This window comes from Vibrio sp. Isolate22 (genome assembly GCF_022398115.1).
In the GTDB taxonomy this organism is placed as follows: Bacteria; Pseudomonadota; Gammaproteobacteria; order Enterobacterales; family Vibrionaceae; genus Vibrio.
In genome coordinates this window covers 1-17,893 of sequence record NZ_JAKEUW010000026.1, presented here as the reverse complement: position 1 = coordinate 17,893, position 17,893 = coordinate 1, and the positions used below count along the sequence as shown (strand labels likewise).

Below are 17,893 nucleotides of genomic sequence, written 5' to 3'. Positions count from 1 at the left end.
TATTGAACTTGGTACTCAGACGTGATGTTTTTTTATGAAAATTAAGTCTCAATTTATCGATGTGGGTGTTAACTTTTCTTAAACTATTTGACTAGATACACAAAGATTCATGTATATACGTGATACTGGTCACGGCGATATACCAAGTGACTTCACAATTACTTCGCAAAGTAAAAAAATTATCCCGTTGATGATTTTTGGAGCGTAAAATGTACATGGCTCAACCGGGCCATATTGATCATATCAAACAGGTCAATGCTGGTCGTGTATATAAACTAATTGACCTTAAAGGTCCTATTTCTCGTATCGATCTGTCCAAACAAAGTGAGTTGGCTCCGGCGAGTATTACCAAAATTACCCGTGAACTCATGGAAGCTCACCTTATCCACGAAACGACGGTTCAAGAAGCCACAACTCGTGGACGTCCTGCTGTGGGCTTGCAAACTAATAACGAAGGTTGGCAGTTCTTGTCGATGCGTCTTGGACGTGGGTATCTTACTATTGCGCTTCATGAATTGGGTGGCGATGTACTTATCGATACTAAGATCGACATTCACGAACGTGACCAAGATGATGTGCTTGCACGCCTTCTCCACGAAATCGACGAATTCTTCCAAACTTATGCTGAGCAGCTCGATAGGGTAACCAGTATTGCGATCACGCTCCCTGGTCTCGTGAATTCAGAGCAGGGTATTGTGTTGCAAATGCCGCATTACAATGTCGAAAATTTAGCTTTGGGCCCTGAGATCTACAAAGAGACGGGCTTGCCGGTTTTTATTGCCAATGATACTCGCGCTTGGGCACTGGCGGAGAAGCTGTTTGGTAACTCTCAAGACAATGATAACTCTGTCTTAATCTCCATCCACCACGGTTTAGGTGCCGGGATTATTCTTGATGGACGCGTTTTGCAAGGTCGTCACGGCAACATCGGTGAACTGGGGCATATCCAGATCGATAATGAAGGCAAGCTGTGTCACTGTGGTAACCGAGGCTGTTTAGAGACGGTCGCGAGTTCACAGGCGATTCGTGAGCAAGTTAAAGAGCGTTTAGCCAATGGTGAGGAATCCACGCTGACTGCTTTTGAAGATGTTACGATCGAACAAATCTGTGCTGCTGCGGCTGATGGTGATCCACTGGCGGTTGAAGTGATTGAGCAGTTAGGCCGTTACCTAGGCTCAGCAATTGCGATTGTGATTAACCTGTTTAACCCAGAGAAAATCTTAGTCGGTGGTGTCATCAACCAAGCTAAGAGCGTTCTGTATCCTGCGATTCAAAAGTGTATCGAAGAGCAGAGCTTGTCGGTTTACCACCAAGATTTAGAGTTGGTGGAATCTCGATTCTACAAACAAGCAACGATGCCTGGTGCTGCGCTTATCAAGCAAGCCCTTTATGACGGTCAGTTGTTAATGAAAGTTATTGAAGGCTAACTCTTTTTCTCTTCTTTTAGCCTTCCCCCGAACCTTTCCATGTACTTAAGCTTTGTATAACAGCATTTGTTGTACTTAGTTTAAGCATTCTGTGCATTAGCGCTTTGCTTTAACCTATTGAAGTAGGCTATTGTAGCCACAGTTATTATTTGTCACTAAGGTGTTGTATGTCTGGCGTTTTAAATTCGGTTGATCAGAGAACGAAACTGGTTGGTGAAAACCGTCTGGAGCTCTTGTTATTCAGCTTAAATAGTCGTCAATTATTTGCGATTAACGTATTTAAAGTTAAAGAAGTGCTAAAAGTGCCGGTACTTACTCGTTTACCTGGATCTCATCATCACATTACGGGTGTCGCTTCTTTGCGAGGCGAATCTGTGCCTGTGATTGATCTGCGCAGTGCCATTGGTTTTCCACCATCGCGTGCTGAATCGCAAGAGAGTAACTTGATCATTACGGAGTACAACCGAACGGTACAAGGCTTTTTGGTTGGGCAGGTTCGTAATATCGTCAATACAATGTGGACAGAAATTCAGCCGCCACCAAAGACAACGGGTCGCGCCAACTACCTAACCGCTATCACGCATATTCAAGAAGAAGATCAGCACAAAATCGTTGAGATCATCGACGTTGAAAAGGTGTTGGCTGAGATCATCGATTACGATGTATCGATCTCTGAAGGTGTGTTAGATGAGCAGTTAGCTCAAGAGATGATAGGGCGTAATGTACTTATCGTTGATGACTCCTCAACCGCGCGTAACCAAATCAAAGGTACCTTGTCACAATTGGGTTTGAACATTATTGAATGTTGTGACGGTTTAGAAGCATTGAACCTACTCAAAGGTTGGTGTGACGAAGGTAAAGACATCAATCAAGAAATACTGTTGATGATCACTGATGCTGAAATGCCTGAGATGGATGGCTACAAACTGACTCACGAAGTGCGCTCTGACCCGAGAATGCACGACCTGTTTATTACGCTAAATACTTCATTAAGCGGAAGTTTTAATGAAGCAATGGTGGAAAAAGTAGGGTGTAACCGCTTCATTTCTAAGTTCCAACCTGACTTGTTGGTTGAGGTAACTCAAGAGCGTATGCGTCAGATTTTGTAAATTATACCGTCAGTCGGTTTGTTTTGAGTGACCTTATAGAAAACGTTTGCTATTATTGACGCTGCATATTAATCGTCACGAAATATGCATTACTACTAACGTAACTTTTCACGCACAATCTAAGGTAGTTCCTCTTAATGATATGGTTAACGTCTAAAGTTGTAATGACTTTAAGCTTATTACTATATAGGGAATTTAAGAAAAGACGTACGGAAGCTGACGTTGAGGTATAACTCAACAATTTGAAATAAAGGGAGGCAGATGCTTCCCTTTTTCGTTTCTCTCTTTACCTAAATAAAACAGTGGGTTGAGTTGTTAATGAAAGTCTCGCGACTTGGTTTTTAAGCCAACGATTTCATCGGTAATGTCGATAAGCTTTCCTGCAATCACATGTACCACTTCACCTTCTTTTTCTAAGATGCCTTGCACCTTTAACGCCTTAGCTGTGAGATATGCTTGCTGTTGAGCGCGCGCCGTTGCTCCCCATACCACTACGTTAATATTGCCCGTATTATCTTCCAGTGTGACAAAGGTGACGCCAGCTGCGGTTCCGGGTGATTGCTTGCCAGTCACAAGCCCAACAACGGTGACCATGGATTTATGTCGTTGTTGTTTTAAGTCTTTCATATGAGTGAAGCGACCTAATCGGTTGGCTTCTTCCAGTAACGTAATAGGGTGCTTATTCAAGGAGATCCCAACACTGGTGAAATCCTCAAGTAAATCCTGCATCTCACTGGGTTGTTGCAATCCTTGTTCGTCATTAGCCTTTTCAAAGCTGTCATCGATTTGGCTGAACAAGGGTAGGTCAGAGGCCGAGTCCATTATCGCCCAGCGAGTTTGAAAGCGGTCTCCTGAAACGTTGTGAAGCGCATTTGCTGAAGCAAGTAGCTCAATGTCTTTCTTGTTGATTGATAACTGTTTTACCTGGCTAGGGTGGCGATAACCCGATCTCGGCCGGTTAGCGAGCACACTCTGAATACCATGTTCACTCAAGCCTTTGATTTGTCTCATCCCTAAACGTATTGCTAAACCATTTTGCTGAGAGACAACTGTGTGATTGTCTTGAGAGGCATTCACGCATACAGGAAGTATCACCACATTATGTCGCTGAGCATCTTGTACCAATTGCGATGGGCTGTAGAACCCCATCGGTTGGCTATTCAGTAAGGAGGCGTAGAAGCACTCTGGGTAATAGCATTTTAACCAAGCTGAACAATACGCGAGTACTGCAAACGAAGCGGAGTGACTCTCCGGGAAGCCGTATTCACCAAAACCACATATCTGTTTAAAGATTTGTTCTGCAAACTCAATGTCATAGCCTCGCTTCTGCATGCCTTCAATGAGCTTGGTTTTAAATTTAAATACGTTTCCGTTTTTCTTCCAAGCAGCCATCGCGCGTCTGAGCTGATCCGCCTCACCACCTGTAAACCCTGCGGCGACCATAGCGAGCTTTATCACTTGTTCTTGGAATATAGGTACTCCCATAGTGCGAGATAGGACGGATTCAACCTCTTTCGATGGATAGCTGATTGGCTCAATACCATCACGACGTTTGAGGTAAGGGTGCACCATGTCACCTTGAATTGGACCTGGACGTACGATAGCGATTTGAATTACTAAGTCGTAGTAGGTCCTTGGCTTGAGCCTTGGCAGCATGCTCATTTGTGCTCGTGACTCAATTTGAAATATGCCAACGGTGTCTGCTCGCTGAATCATGCCGTACACCTGAGGATCATCCTTAAGGCGAGTGATCTCTGCGATCGTTAACGAGCGGCCATGAATACGCTTGATCAGGTCGAAGCATTTTCGAATTGCAGACAGCATACCGAGTGCGAGCACATCTACCTTAAGCAGCCCCAGAGTCTCAAGATCATCCTTATCCCATTGAATAATAGTGCGATCGTGCATTGCCGCGTTCTCGACAGGCACCAATTCATACAAGGGGCCAGAGGAGATCACGAAGCCGCCCACATGTTGAGATAAGTGGCGTGGAAAACCGATAATTTCATTAACCAAATGGATAAACTGCTTACCTTTTAAAGAGTCAGGTTGCAGCCCTAATAGCGTGAGCTGAGCTTGCCAGCCTAGGCTTTTATCTCTGCGGTTGGTGTTCTTAATGAAGTAATCAAGCTGGGTTTCTTGCAGCCCCAATGCTTTACCTACATCCCTTACTGCACTTTTGAAGCGATAAGAAATGACCGTAGCAGCAAGCGCTGCACGTTCTCGACCGTACTTTTTATAGATGTACTGGATGATTTCTTCGCGGCGTTCATGCTCAAAGTCGACATCAATATCGGGCGGCTCATCACGCTCTTTACTGATGAAGCGTTCGAACAGCACTGAGATCTGCCTTGGGTCGACCGAGGTGATCTCTAGGCAGTAACAAACCACAGAGTTGGCCGCTGAACCTCGACCTTGATAAAGAATACCTTGGCTTTTGGCAAACATGACAATGTCGTGGATCGTCAAGAAGAAGAAAGGGTAGTCGAGCTCGTCAATGAGCCCTAGCTCTTTATCGATGATCTGTTGAATGTCACTAGGGACACCTTGTGGAAAGCGAGCCTGTTTGCCCTTCTCGACCAACATGCGCAGATAACTCATGGGAGTTTCACCTTGAGGGATCAGCTCACTAGGGTATTCGTATCGCAAGCTATCCAGATCAAAGTCACACAGCTCAGCGATGCGATTGCTCTCTTCTAGCCACTCTGTTTTAAAGATATGAGAGAGCTTATTGATGCTTCGTAAACAGCGCTCGGCATTCGCTAACAGATGGGGACCCACCTCGGTAATGGGCTTTTGGTATTTAATCGCAGTGAGTGAGTGCTGTAAGGGCAGACGGTTAGCATTGTGCATTAACACACCGCCACAAGCTGTTATTGGCAGGTGATGATGATGTGACAGCCCCACACAGTAATCGATGTACTGTTGATCGGTCTGCTTTAGGTGTCGTTGTAAACCAATCCACAATCGACCGGAATGATGTTGTGAAAGCCATTGTCCCCAATGGGCGTCTTCAGCTTTTTGTTGAGGAAGCCACAGAATGAAACAGTGCTTAGCCGACATGATATCCCACTCAGAGAGCTGATAATGTCCTTTGCTGCTACGGCGTCTCGCGTTAGTAATAATACGGCACAGCTCAGCATAGGCCTTCCTATTTGGGCACAGCAAAACCACTTGGCACTCTTCATTTAGCCAAAACATACTCCCGACAATCTGCTTGAGCGACAGTTTGTGTTGCTTGATTGCAGAGTGAACTTTAACGATGCCTGCCACTGAGCACTCGTCGGTGACCGCGAGTGCTTTGTAACGTAAGAAGTCGGCCTGTAACACCAGCTCTTCCGCGTGTGAAGCTCCTTCAAGAAAGGAGTAATTACTTTGGCAGAAAAGCTCTGAGTATTGCTGAGACATAATGGAATCTCACTTAATCATTGCGAGTAAACATGATTGAAAAAGGGGCGTTTAAATTGAGTCAATGATGCGGGTTAGCGATTCAACTCTTTATTGGTTAGCTGAGTAAGTGTGGATTAGCTGAATAAGCCGTGTAAAAACCACTGTTTATCTGGTGTTCTAAATACCCACAACCATCGCCCGTTTTCACTGTGAGCAATAAAATAGTCACGAATGATTTTCTCGCCATCCCACCATCCAGAAACAATACGTTCAGGCCCCTGAGATAAAGTGACGTTCTCGGTTAAGGCTTCTGGCTCCGGCAGCAAAATGCTGGGCCTGAGTCGCTGCTGACCTATGTTGAGAGTTGGCGTTGTTTGTTCCACAACCTCAACGGTGGCTTTTTTCTTTGCTACGGTTTTACTCAGGGTTGGAAGCGAGTAGCGATTGGCTTTTTCTGGCCTAGGATCCTGCTGTATTTTCGGTGTTTGAATGCATGCCTGTCCGAGCTTTGCCTGTAACAGTGACAGTAGATCTAACGCAGCAAGTGTCCCGGTATTGCCATCAAAAAGATCATGGTAGGCCATTTGAGGTTCACCATGACGAGTTAACGAGAGAGTAAGCCCTTGAACGGGGGCAGTGAGCTTGAGTGACTCTAAGGTGAGATGGGTAAGGTTAGCCCATTTTTCAGCAAGGTAGTCGCCTTGTGCTGAATAGAAAGAGATATGGTGGTCGTCTTTATCCCTGAGGTGCAGAGTCAACGTTAACTCGAAAGCTACTCGGTCACGTAACCTTAAAAAACATTCGAGCTGATCCAACAATTTCAGCAAAGGCTTTTCGATGAACAGGATGTGCTCAATATCAAACAGCAGCTCCAAATATTGTTGGAAGCTCTCTGGTGGGTGATAGAAATCAATTGGGTGCTTGAACTGCCCATTAAGACGACCAACATAGTTGACCAAGTCGATATCAAAGCGACGTGCGACCTCTTGTAAAGGCAGCTTCAATAGCTCTTCAACGATATTAATGCCGACACGATTTAAGCGCTCAACTTGCTTAGGTGGCAATTCACTAGAACTCAATGCTTGTTGGTTAACCCAAGCCTTCATCTGTTGAACATTGTCTGTTACTTGGTTGATCGCTTGTTTGCCCAAAAGGATCGCAGACAGCGGTGAGTAGCCAGTGGCAAAACTGAACTTAATGTTGAGAGCTTCAATATGGCTTTTAAGTTCATGCCAGTAGTTATCCAGCCCCTCGTAAAGCGATAGCATATTAGAAGCTTTAATCAATAAGCCATTGGGTGGCAACAGGGTCATGTCGGAAGTCACCAGATATGCCCATTGAGCAATCTCTTTCAGTTTGTTTTTCTCAAGCTCAATGCTGTAAGGGTGAACGTGTAAGTGATGGCAAAGCGCGGCCGCTGACCCTAATCCCATACCCAGTGTGATGCCTGATTCCTGTACGGCTTGATTAGCTTGTAGCACACGATGATCTTTTTCATCCACGATGATAATGGGTTGCTCATGTGATTCTTTGTTTGAGCTCGATTCACTTGAGTTAAACAAGGTATCCAATTGCAGAGATGGAAAGTGCAGATACAGCCACAGCATACGTTAGCCTTGCTTCGCAATAGGAAAAGCCAGCACAGTATTATCAGACAAGGCACGGTGTGAGCTGTCGATGCTGATGATTTTCTCTGTTAGTAACGGCCAATTGTGGGTCATGTCGAGAATAAAGCTGCCATACGACCAGCTGCCTTTTCTTTTTGTTACCTCAACCTTTAACCCCTGAGCATGAGAAGAGAGCTTCATGCTTAAAGAAACGGGTAGGGATAATTGGTTATGGCTGGTGGATTTAAAGTGAAACTGCAGGCATTTACCGGTTTCACTTGCAGCTTGCAGACGCTTGGTTTGGTGGATTTCGAGATCGGCTCCCCATAACAATACAGAATGACAAGCACCACTCTTGAGGCATTGCTCAGCAGCCCATAGTGCATCGAGATCGCGCTGAGGCTCGATCACCAAGATGTTATCAAGCTCGACTCCTTGGCTACTAAAAAACTCGGCACAGATCTTCCCTGGCGGGTTAATGAATATGGCCAGCTTTTGTGAGTTTTGCTGAGCTAAATAGGGCGTAAGCAGACGAAGTTCGCCGATCCCTTGTTGTGATTCAACCTCAATAACGCCGTGTGTCGGAAAACCACCATCAAGCTGTTTATCCAATTGCGGATAGCCTGTTGAAGTGGTACTTCCTAGCGTTGTTGATTGTAGCCCTTTCCAGATTAGCTGGCGGTCTTGTAAGTTTTTTATGAGTTCATGCATAATCAAACACCTGTATATTTATACAGTATATTTGACAATGAAAAAGATGCAAAGCAAAATGATGATAATTAGCAGAAGTAAGTGCTAGTAGATTGATTTAGATACAAAAAAAGCCGCTATTAAAGCGACTTTTTACGATTGGTTATAATATCAACTACTTAGGTTGAGCGTCGATACATTGGCCATTAATGTCTGTCACACTTGGGTTCATTAAGTGTAGGTACAGTGGGATGATGTCTAGTGGTGTTTTCAGCTTGTTCGCATCTTCGCCTGGGTACGCTTTTGCACGCATGCGTGTTTGAGTGCCGCCTGGGTTGATTGCATTAACACGGATGTTAGTGTCTTCAAGCTCATCCGCTAGGATTTGCATCATACCTTCGGTAGCAAACTTAGAGATCGCGTAAGTGCCCCAGAATGCACGGCCAGAGTGGCCAACGGTAGAAGACGTAAATACGATACGACCTGCTTCTGCTTTCTTAAGAGCAGGCAGAAGTGCTTGAGTCATCAAGAATTCAGACTTCACATTGATCTGCATAACATCATCAAAAGTCTCTTCATCAATCTGCTCAAACGGGCTCAGAGTACCGAGAACGCCAGCGTTATGAAGTAGACCGTCTAAACGACCGAACTGTGACTCAATGGTTTCAGCCATATCAATGTAGTTCTGTTTTGTCGCGCCTTTTAGATCTAATGGGATGATCGCAGGCTGTGGGTAACCAGCACTTTCGATTTCATCGTAAATAAATTCAAGGTTTTTAACATTGCGGCCTAGCAGAATAACCGTCGCACCATGTTGAGCGAAGCTTAGTGCCGCTTGGCGTCCAATACCGGCACCAGCACCAGTAACCAAAATTACTTTATCTTTGAGGGCATCTGTAGAGATTGGGTAATCCACTGTGCTTATCCTTCTTTCTTTTATTATGTTCGCCATTCCATTGATGTTTAATCACACAGATAACCGCAGGAATGATGAGAAATTCTTGGTAATCGTGACAAGATGGTTACAATACACTAATTCATACATTAGGGGATATGACATTGGAATTTTTGTTGGACTACGGCTTGTTTTTAGCCAAGATTGCGACCGTTGTAATCGCCATCATCGCAATTTTAGTCATTGCTAAATCTGTGGGTGGAAAATCAAGCGCGATTAAAGGTGAGCTGGAAATCACGAACCTATCTGAACACCATAAACAGACAATCGAACAATTAGAGCACCATCTACACGATGATGCTTTCATCAAAGCCCGTGATAAAGCAGAAAAGAAAGCGGAAAAAGAGAAAGTAAAATCACGCGGTAAAGAAGTGAAAAAAGCAGCGAAAGAGGGTGAGCTTGATAGCAAGCGTGAACCACATCTATTCGTTCTTGATTTTAATGGCAGCATTGATGCGAAAGAAGTGGCTTCATTACGTGAAGAGGTAACGGCGGTTCTGGCTGTTGCTCGTGAAGGCGATGAAGTTTTACTTAAGCTTGAATCTGGTGGTGGCATGGTTCACGGCTACGGTTTGGCGTCTTCTCAACTTGATCGTATCAAAGCAGCAGGTCTGCCTCTGACTATCTCGGTAGACAAAGTTGCGGCAAGCGGCGGCTACATGATGGCCTGTATTGCAGACAAAATTGTGTCAGCGCCTTTCGCTATCGTTGGCTCTATTGGTGTGATCGCTCAACTGCCAAACTTTAACAAGCTGCTTAAAAAACACGATATCGAGTTCGAACAGCTAACAGCAGGTGAGTACAAGCGCACACTGACTATGTTTGGTGAGAACAGCGATAAAGCTCGTGAGAAGTTTAAAGAAGAGCTAGAAGAGACACATGGTCTATTCAAAGCCTTTATTCGCGACCACCGTCCAGCACTTGATCTTGATAAAGTGGCGACGGGTGAACACTGGTTTGGTACGCAAGCTCATGAACTTGGGCTGGTGGATGAGATCCGCACTTCTGATGACCTAGTTGTTGAAGCATGCAAAGACAAGACAGTGCTAGCGATTCACTATGTACAGAAGAAAAAGCTGTCAGACAAGCTCGCAGGCGTGGCAGGTAAATCTGCAGACAGCGTGCTGATGAAGCTGATTGAACGCGGTCAAAAGCCGATCGTTTAATAGTGTTCGTTTAAGACGCTAGAGCTCAAGAAGCAAGAGCCAAAAGAAGCTTAAAAGGAAAGCGCATAAGTCTAGGACTTATGCGCTTTTTTGTTGCTCCACTTCCGAGCGGGTGACCACTATGTTGTAGGGGGAGCGGAGTCTTATACTCATCACCGATTAACAGCGATGGGTATTAGATTTTTGCTCCGTAATCATTACGTTTCGGGCAAGTAGTCAGAATTTCCCTATGACCTGTGTCTTTGACCTCTTCTAAAATCACATCAAAGCCCCATAAGCGATATAAGTGCTTCATCACCTCGTCGTAGCCTTTATCAAGAGGGATGCGGTCATGAGGGACATATTGGAGTGTCATTGAACGATCGCCGCGTACATCTACATTGAACACCTGAATGTTGGGTTCAAGGTTGCTGAGATTGTATTGTGCGGCTAGCTTTTCACGGATCAGGCGATAGCCCGGGTCATCATGAATTGCACTCACTTCAATGGTATTTTTTCGGTCATCATCGAGCACAGCAAACAGCTTAAAGTCTCGAATGATTTTCGGAGAAAGATATTGGCTGATGAAGCTTTCATCTTTGAAGTTGTGCATCGCAAAGTGCACCGCTTCTAGCCAATCTGACCCTGCCAGTTCCGGGAACCACTCTCTGTCTTCATCGGTTGGTTCTTCACAGATACGACGGATGTCTCTAAACATCGCAAAGCCAAGCGCGTATGGGTTTATGCCACTGAAATAAGGGCTGTTGTAGGCGGGTTGTGCGACCACGCTAGTGTGGCTATGTAGGAATTCTAAGATGAACTTATCACTCACTAAGCCTTCATCGTACAGATGGTTGAGAATGGTGTAGTGCCAGAAGGTTGCCCAGCCCTCATTCATTACCTGAGTCTGTTTCTGAGGGTAGAAGTATTGGCTGACCTTACGAACAATACGTACACATTCACGCTGCCAAGGCTCCAGTAAAGGCGCATTCTTCTCAATGAAGTAAAGAATGTTCTCTTGTGGCTCGCTTGGGAAGCGTACTTTTTGCTCTTCCTCTTTGTCGCGGTTTTGTGGCACTGTGCGCCACAGTTCGTTGACTTGAGATTGCAGGTAAGCCTCACGTTCTTCTTGGCGAGCGGTTTCTTCTGCGATGGAGATCTTCTCTGGGCGCTTATATCTGTCGACGCCGTAATTCATTAGCGCATGGCAAGAATCGAGAAGTTGTTCGACTTCTGAAACGCCGTATTTCTCCTCACAATCATTGATGTACTTTTTAGCGAACAACAAGTAGTCGATGATTGAACTTGCATCTGTCCATGTTTGGAACAGGTAATTCCCCTTAAAGAAAGAGTTATGGCCGTAACAAGCGTGTGCCATTACTAGCGCTTGCATTGTCACGGTATTCTCTTCCATTAAGTAGGCGATACAAGGATCTGAGTTGATCACGATTTCATACGCGAGCCCCATTTGACCATGCTTGTAGTTTTGTTCTGTTTGAATAAACTTCTTACCAAATGACCAGTGGTTGTAATTAATTGGCATACCGATACTCGAGTACGCGTCCATCATCTGTTCAGAAGTGATCACTTCGATTTGGTTAGGGTAAGTGTCTAGTCGGTAATGCTGCGCCACACGCTTAATTTCCACGTGGTATCGCTCTAAGAGGTTGAACGTCCAATCTGGACCGTCAGGCAGCATCTTGTCGTTGTTTTTTGGTGCAGCTTTGTCTTTCTCTGCAACGTTTGATTTCGCTGTCATGGCAAGCCCCCTTACGCTGTCTCTTTCTGGAACAGTTCTCTAAACACAGGGAAGATATCATCCACTGTTTTGATGTTTTTCATGGCGAAGTTGTCGAAGCTTGCTTCTAACTTCTCATACTCATGCCAGAGCGTTTGGTGTGAGCGACGCGTGATTTCGATGTACGAGTAGTATTGGCAAGTCGGCAGAAGCGTATTGACCAGTAACTCTTTACAACGAGGTGAGTCATCTGCCCAGTTATCACCATCAGAAGCTTGCGCTGCATAGATGTTCCACTCATTAGCCGGGTAACGGTCAGCAACGATTTCTTTCATCAGCTTCAAGGCACTCGATACAATGGTGCCACCGGTTTCTTGTGAGTAGAAAAACTCATGCTCGTCGACTTCTTTGGCTTGAGTATGGTGACGAATAAACACCACATCGACATTTTCGTAGGTGCGATTAAGGAATAGATACAGCAGCACATAGAAACGTTTTGCGATGTCTTTAGTGGCTTGGTCCATCGAGCCAGACACGTCCATCAAGCAGAACATCACCGCTTGGCTAGATGGAATAGGGCGTTTCTCGTAGTTTTTGTAACGTAAATCGAAGGTATCGATGAACGGCACGCTATCGATTTTTTTACGTAGCTCGGCGATCTCTTCCTTGATTCGAGCTTCTTCAAACGGTTGAGCGGGCTCGGTCATTTGAACTTGATCGAGTTGATCCATTAGCGTTTTTAAATCGCGTTTTCGACCTGCTGTCATTGCGGTTCGACGAGCAAGTGACTGTTGCAGTGAACGAACAATCGCGATGTTGGATGGAATACCTGCGCTTTGGTAACCAGAGCGGTGGGTTTTCCATTCAGTGATCTTGTTGACCTGATTTTTTTCTAGGTTAGGCAGAGCGAGATCTTCAAACAGAATATCAAGGTATTCGTCTTTTGATATTTGGAAAGTAAACTCATCTTGACCTTCACCATCTGGGCTTGCATCCCCTTGGCCTGACCCACCACCCTGACCGCCACCTTTCGGGCGCTCGATTTTGTCGCCGGTGATGAATTGATCATTACCAGGGTGCACGCGTTCTCTTACGCCACCTTGGCCTTGGTGAAAGCTTGGTTCTTTGATGTCTTTATGAGGAATAGTGACGTCCTCACCAGTTTCAGTATTGGTGATTGAGCGTCGGTTGACTGCATCGGCCACAGATTCTTTGATTTGCTCTTTATGGCGTCGTAAGAAGCGCTGTCTGTTTACAGCACTCTTATTCTTGCCATTGAGCCTCCGATCGATAAATTGTGCCATAAGAACTCCCTCTCAGCTGATGTCGCGATCCTACTTTTACTCGGGTATAAGAGTTATTGGTTGGTATGAGCTGCCCATTTGAGCAGCTCTATACCGTTTGGTTATGAGGATTTACGAACTCTTAGATACCACTCAGATAGCAGTCGCACTTGTTTCTCGGTGTAGCCTTTTTCCATCATACGAGCAACGAAGTCGTCGTGCTTTTTCTGATCATCCGTTGAGGTCTTAGCGTTGAACGAGATAACAGGAAGTAGCTCTTCTGTGTTGGAGAACATTTTCTTCTCAATCACAGTGCGCAGTTTCTCGTAACTGGTCCAAACTGGGTTTTGACCGTTATTGTTCGCCTTGGCACGAAGCACAAAGTTCACAATCTCATTTCGGAAGTCTTTAGGGTTGCTGATACCGGCTGTTTTCTCGATTTTCTCTAATTCACCATTTAGAGAAGCACGGTCAAATAGCTGACCTGTTTCTGGATCGCGGTACTCTTGGTCTTGGATCCAGAAGTCTGCGTAGGTTACATAGCGGTCGAAGATGTTCTGACCGTACTCAGAGTAAGACTCTAGGTAAGCGGTTTGAATTTCTTTTCCGATGAACTCTACGTAGCGTGGCACTAGATATCCTTTCAAGAACTCAAGGTATTTCTCGGCGGTTTCTTGCGGGAATTGCTCACGTTCAATTTGTTGTTCAATGACGTAGAACAGGTGAACCGGGTTCGCAGCCACTTCGGCTTGGTCGAAGTTGAACACGCGAGATAGGATCTTAAAGGCGAAACGAGTCGATAGACCAGACATACCTTCGTCTACGCCTGCGTAGTCACGGTACTCTTGATAACTCTTCGCTTTTGGATCGGTGTCTTTAAGGGTTTCACCATCGTAAACGCGCATTTTCGAGAACAGAGATGAGTTCTCAGGCTCTTTCAGTCTCGATAGGATGCTGAATTGCGATAGCAGGTCGAGTGTGCTTGGCGAACATGGTGCGTTCGACAGTTCACTGTGCTCAAGCAGTTTCTTGTAGATCTTAACTTCTTCAGAAACGCGTAGACAGTAAGGCACTTTTACAATGTACACACGGTCTAGGAAGGCTTCATTGTTTTTGTTGTTGCGGAATGTCTGCCACTCGGATTCGTTCGAGTGAGCTAGAATCATGCCGTCGAATGGCAGCGCAGAAAGCCCTTCAGTACCGTTGAAGTTACCTTCTTGAGTTGCTGTTAGTAGAGGGTGTAGTACCTTAATCGGTGCTTTGAACATCTCTACGAATTCCATCAGACCTTGGTTAGCTTTACATAGCGCACCAGAGTAGCTGTAGGCATCTGGGTCATCTTGAGAGAAGTGTTCTAGTTTACGGATATCTACTTTACCAACTAGGGAAGAGATATCTTGGTTGTTTTCATCACCAGGCTCTGTCTTCGCGATCGCCACTTGGTCGAGGATAGAAGGGCGTAGCTTGATGACTTTGAATTTAGAAATGTCGCCGCCGAAATCATGTAGGCGTTTTGCAGCCCATGGAGACATAATCGAACGAAGATAGCGTTTTTCGATGCCATACTCGTTTTTCAGTAAGTCACCATCTTCATTGACGTCAAATAGACAGAACGGGTGGTCATTGACTGGGCTTCGTTCACCGTCAGCAGAAAGTACGTAAATAGGTAGCTTTTGCATCAGAGCTTTTAGCTTTTCAGCAAGCGATGATTTACCGCCGCCCACAGGACCCAGCAAGTAAAGGATCTGTTTGCGTTCTTCTAGACCTTGCGCAGCATGTTTTAGATAAGAAACAATCTGTTCAATCGCGTCTTCCATACCATAAAAATCTTCGAATTCGCGGTAACGAGATATAACTCGGTTAGAGAAAATGCGACTTAGTTGAGGGTCTTGCGCGGTGTCAATAACCTCAGGTTCGCCAATAGCCAGAAGTAAGCGCTCCGCGGCGTTGGCGTAAGCACTTTTGTCGTCTTTACACAGCGCCAAGAACTCTTGCAGTGTCAGCTCTTCTTCCTTGGCTGCTTCATAACGTGATTGATAGTGGTCAAATATACTCATAGTCACATTCCCCTTGTTAACCAGTCAAAACTGACGAGCGATTGAAAAATAGGCTCTCCCTACATTTTAAGGTTAGACCCGCTTCCACAATTTTGCTTAACAATTATGTATTTATTTACAATTTTGCGTGTTGAATGAGTCGCGAAAGCAGTCGGCAACTTGATGCGCGCAGAATCAAATAAATTTATATACGAAGGGTTTCGGCCTTTTGTTTTGTGTTTTTTAGCAATTTTGTAATTCCCACACTGTATTTATGTATATTAGAGTCATCACTGGGTTCTATTGATTTCATGGAATGAAGTACCATATAATGCGCAGCGTTATCAGAAATCGCTTAAAAAATAGGTAGAAACAGTGAAGAGTCTTTGGTTAAAAATCGCCATTGTTGGAACAACGATGTTCATGGCGACTGCTACACACGCAAAAATATCACAATGGTCATTGGGTGTGGCTGCTTCTTATTCTCCTGCTGTGTACAAAGACACGCCGTCAAATCGCGCAGTCATTCCTATGATTGGTTACGAAGGCGAACACTTTTTTATGCGTGGATTTAGTGCTGGCTATCGTTTGTTACCAGCAGGCTCACCTCAGAATATTGTGTTTCGAGCGGTTTATGATCCAAGAACATTAAAGCCAGGTGACTCAGACAATGTGGATATCCAAAAACTAGATGAACGTAAAGCTTCGGTATTAGGTGGCGTCAGCTATCAAGTGATTACGTTGGTGGGTATGTTTGAAGCAACAGCGGGTTCCGACTTAGGTTTTAGACATAACGGTATTTACGCTGAAGCAGCTTGGCGTCTACCTATTCGCCGCAATGGCTGGGCGATTACGCCTTCAATTGGTTACGCTTACAACAGTGAGCGCTTGAACAATCACTTGTACGGTGTGAGTTCAGCGGAAGCTGCAAGAACGAATCTAAACGAATTCGACGCTGACTGGGATGGCCAATACTTTATTGGTTTAGGTGGTTACTTACATGTAACGCCGAATGTTCGAGTAACTGGTGGCGTTCGTTACACCAATCTAGAGGGCGATATCGAGAACAGTCCAATCTTAGAAAGCGGCATCAATATGGCGGCAAACGTCGGTGTTGCTTACGTTTTCTAGCTAAAGATAAGAAAACATAAAAGGGTTACTCATGATGAGTAGCCCTTTTATTTATGTGAAGTACAGCGCGGTTAACGTCAAAACACCAAAAATCGTTATTACGATGATCTGTGCAATGGCTGTAATGCTTTTCTATTTAATACCTTAGAAAGTGAAACCGGCTTGTAGACCTAGAGTGCCTTCATCAATAAGGCTCACACTGCCTGAGGTGAAGTCCCACCAATCGAAACCAACACGAGCCATAAACTTCGAATTGCCAAACATTGGTTGTATAGACTTAAACTCAGCGCCGATGCCGTAAGTTGCGCCCCATTCGCTATTTGAATACTTATTATTTGCTGACCAGTCTTCGTTCGTTATTGTGGATTTAGCATTTACGTTTGAATAAGCCAGACCGACTTTGCCGTAGATAGCAAAAGACTCATCGAAGCTATACTTATACATTGGAGCTAAGGACATTTTGAAGTGCTTCAAATTGCCTTTGTACTTAGTTAGGCCACCGTGTGCGTTTGACACAACCTCGTTGCTGTCGGAATCTATGTAATTCATTGTTGATTCAAGGTGAAAATTTGTATTAAGAATCTGTGAGCCGGCAGTGAATTGTAGACCGGTATCGTCTTCGTTAATACCAACGCCACCAAGTGCGTACATGTCGTTAGCTGCGAAAGATGAAGTCGACAGAATGGCTAGTGATGCAAGGATGAATTTTCTCATTTTTATCGCTCTGGTTAATAAATTTCGCAGAGCATTCTAGCGACTTCTTTAAAATAAAAAACGCCGTTCAAAATGGATGTGGTGATCTTTAATTTGTATTAAAAGCCTCGATATAGAATTAATAAAGGTGAATGACCTTGTTACTTATAAGTCATTAACTTACGCTCATTAGTTAATGGTCGATATCAGAGAAATTAATCGGAAACAGTTCGATGTTTAATATCTTACCTTCATGTTTCATCTCCATTTTCTGTATGTAAAGCTCACTTCATATCCACGTCGCTAAATAGTTCCCGTTTTCTCTCTTGTATACAGACATTAAAAAAGGGTTACTCGTGATGAGTAACCCTTTTTTGAAACGTTTCAAGCCAAGCTGAGGCTTATTTTTGGTTCATCGCGGCTTTCCGGGGAAAGCCGCTTTTATCTTCAAGAAGAAGTAGTCTGTATCTCGATACCCATACCCCATTCGCTTGATTAACTTTATTTTGTTGTTTATCCCTTCCAATGTGCAGGTGTTGAGCGGATAACTTGCCGATCCAATAATACCGTGAAGATAAGGCCTCAGTTTTCGTGCGAACTCTTTCAATGGCTTAATTCCACTTTCTTGCACTTGTGCCCACCATACCTCCCAGCCACTTTCTTGCACTTGTGCCCACCATACCTCCCAG

The 17,893-nt window shown here is 44.7% G+C and carries 13 protein-coding genes; 4 read left to right on the top strand and 9 right to left on the bottom strand.

Translation table 11 applies throughout. The features are described 5' to 3' along the window. Positions 1 to 209 precede the first annotated feature (209 nt). Complete coding sequence (locus L1D55_RS15405; protein ID WP_239918049.1) at positions 210 to 1,427, top strand: ROK family protein; 1,218 nt, start codon at positions 210 to 212, stop codon at positions 1,425 to 1,427. 167 nt (positions 1,428 to 1,594) lie between these two features. Next, positions 1,595 to 2,536, top strand: a complete 942-nt coding sequence (locus L1D55_RS15400; RefSeq protein WP_004737394.1) for a chemotaxis protein CheV — start codon at positions 1,595 to 1,597, stop codon at positions 2,534 to 2,536. A gap of 315 nt (positions 2,537 to 2,851) precedes the next feature. Here the strand turns inward: L1D55_RS15400 and L1D55_RS15395 are convergent, their stop codons facing one another. From L1D55_RS15395 to L1D55_RS15380, 4 genes are all read right to left on the bottom strand, one after another. Further along, the gene (locus L1D55_RS15395; protein WP_239918048.1) at positions 2,852 to 5,944 is read right to left on the bottom strand and encodes an error-prone DNA polymerase; all 3,093 of its coding nucleotides are present in this window, start codon (positions 5,942 to 5,944) and stop codon (positions 2,852 to 2,854) included. Positions 5,945 to 6,060: 116 nt separating this feature from the next. Continuing rightward, complete coding sequence (locus L1D55_RS15390; protein WP_239918047.1) at positions 6,061 to 7,533, bottom strand: DNA polymerase Y family protein; 1,473 nt, start codon at positions 7,531 to 7,533, stop codon at positions 6,061 to 6,063. Between the two features lie 3 nt (positions 7,534 to 7,536). Then, complete coding sequence (gene imuA, locus L1D55_RS15385) at positions 7,537 to 8,244, bottom strand: translesion DNA synthesis-associated protein ImuA (RefSeq protein ID WP_128159959.1); 708 nt, start codon at positions 8,242 to 8,244, stop codon at positions 7,537 to 7,539. Positions 8,245 to 8,398: 154 nt separating this feature from the next. Further along, complete coding sequence (locus tag L1D55_RS15380; protein WP_017629695.1) at positions 8,399 to 9,139, bottom strand: YciK family oxidoreductase; 741 nt, start codon at positions 9,137 to 9,139, stop codon at positions 8,399 to 8,401. Between the two features lie 137 nt (positions 9,140 to 9,276). On the opposite strand from L1D55_RS15380, the gene sohB reads away from it, so the two are divergent. Then, positions 9,277 to 10,344 (top strand): protease SohB, encoded by a 1,068-nt coding sequence (sohB, locus tag L1D55_RS15375; RefSeq protein WP_239918046.1) that lies wholly within the window; start codon positions 9,277 to 9,279, stop codon positions 10,342 to 10,344. Between the two features lie 175 nt (positions 10,345 to 10,519). Here the strand turns inward: sohB and L1D55_RS15370 are convergent, their stop codons facing one another. From L1D55_RS15370 to L1D55_RS15360, 3 genes are all read right to left on the bottom strand, one after another. Continuing rightward, positions 10,520 to 12,082 (bottom strand): SpoVR family protein, encoded by a 1,563-nt coding sequence (locus L1D55_RS15370; protein WP_171366621.1) that lies wholly within the window; start codon positions 12,080 to 12,082, stop codon positions 10,520 to 10,522. An 11-nt stretch (positions 12,083 to 12,093) separates the two neighbouring features. Beyond that, on the bottom strand, positions 12,094 to 13,365 hold the full coding sequence (locus L1D55_RS15365; RefSeq protein WP_004737401.1) for a YeaH/YhbH family protein: 1,272 nt from the start codon (positions 13,363 to 13,365) through the stop codon (positions 12,094 to 12,096). A 101-nt stretch (positions 13,366 to 13,466) separates the two neighbouring features. Further along, entirely contained in the window at positions 13,467 to 15,401 is a 1,935-nt protein-coding gene (locus L1D55_RS15360; protein ID WP_004737402.1) for a PrkA family serine protein kinase, read from the bottom strand. A 396-nt stretch (positions 15,402 to 15,797) separates the two neighbouring features. Here L1D55_RS15360 and L1D55_RS15355 point away from each other — a divergent pair, with 396 nt between their 5' ends. Next, positions 15,798 to 16,511 (top strand): MipA/OmpV family protein, encoded by a 714-nt coding sequence (locus tag L1D55_RS15355; protein WP_128162605.1) that lies wholly within the window; start codon positions 15,798 to 15,800, stop codon positions 16,509 to 16,511. A 144-nt stretch (positions 16,512 to 16,655) separates the two neighbouring features. On the opposite strand, the gene L1D55_RS15350 is transcribed toward L1D55_RS15355, so the two are convergent. Both L1D55_RS15350 and L1D55_RS15345 read right to left on the bottom strand, forming a co-directional pair. Continuing rightward, entirely contained in the window at positions 16,656 to 17,225 is a 570-nt protein-coding gene (locus tag L1D55_RS15350) for an outer membrane beta-barrel protein (protein ID WP_239918045.1), read from the bottom strand. Between the two features lie 391 nt (positions 17,226 to 17,616). After that, the coding region (locus L1D55_RS15345; RefSeq protein ID WP_239918044.1) for a transposase at positions 17,617 to 17,893 on the bottom strand (277 nt) is incomplete at its 5' end.

Bases quoted from the DNA above. Each gene is read 5' to 3' on its own strand.
- L1D55_RS15405 (WP_239918049.1), top strand. From the start codon at position 210: ATGTACATGGCTCAACCGGGCCATATTGATCATATCAAACAGGTCAAT.
- L1D55_RS15400 (WP_004737394.1), top strand. From the start codon at position 1,595: ATGTCTGGCGTTTTAAATTCGGTTGATCAGAGAACGAAACTGGTTGGT.
- L1D55_RS15395 (WP_239918048.1), bottom strand. From the start codon at position 5,944: ATGTCTCAGCAATACTCAGAGCTTTTCTGCCAAAGTAATTACTCCTTT.
- L1D55_RS15390 (WP_239918047.1), bottom strand. From the start codon at position 7,533: ATGCTGTGGCTGTATCTGCACTTTCCATCTCTGCAATTGGATACCTTG.
- imuA (WP_128159959.1), bottom strand. From the start codon at position 8,244: ATGCATGAACTCATAAAAAACTTACAAGACCGCCAGCTAATCTGGAAA.
- sohB (WP_239918046.1), top strand. From the start codon at position 9,277: ATGACATTGGAATTTTTGTTGGACTACGGCTTGTTTTTAGCCAAGATT.
- L1D55_RS15370 (WP_171366621.1), bottom strand. From the start codon at position 12,082: ATGACAGCGAAATCAAACGTTGCAGAGAAAGACAAAGCTGCACCAAAA.
- L1D55_RS15365 (WP_004737401.1), bottom strand. From the start codon at position 13,365: ATGGCACAATTTATCGATCGGAGGCTCAATGGCAAGAATAAGAGTGCT.
- L1D55_RS15360 (WP_004737402.1), bottom strand. From the start codon at position 15,401: ATGAGTATATTTGACCACTATCAATCACGTTATGAAGCAGCCAAGGAA.
- L1D55_RS15355 (WP_128162605.1), top strand. From the start codon at position 15,798: ATGTTCATGGCGACTGCTACACACGCAAAAATATCACAATGGTCATTG.
- L1D55_RS15350 (WP_239918045.1), bottom strand. From the start codon at position 17,225: ATGAGAAAATTCATCCTTGCATCACTAGCCATTCTGTCGACTTCATCT.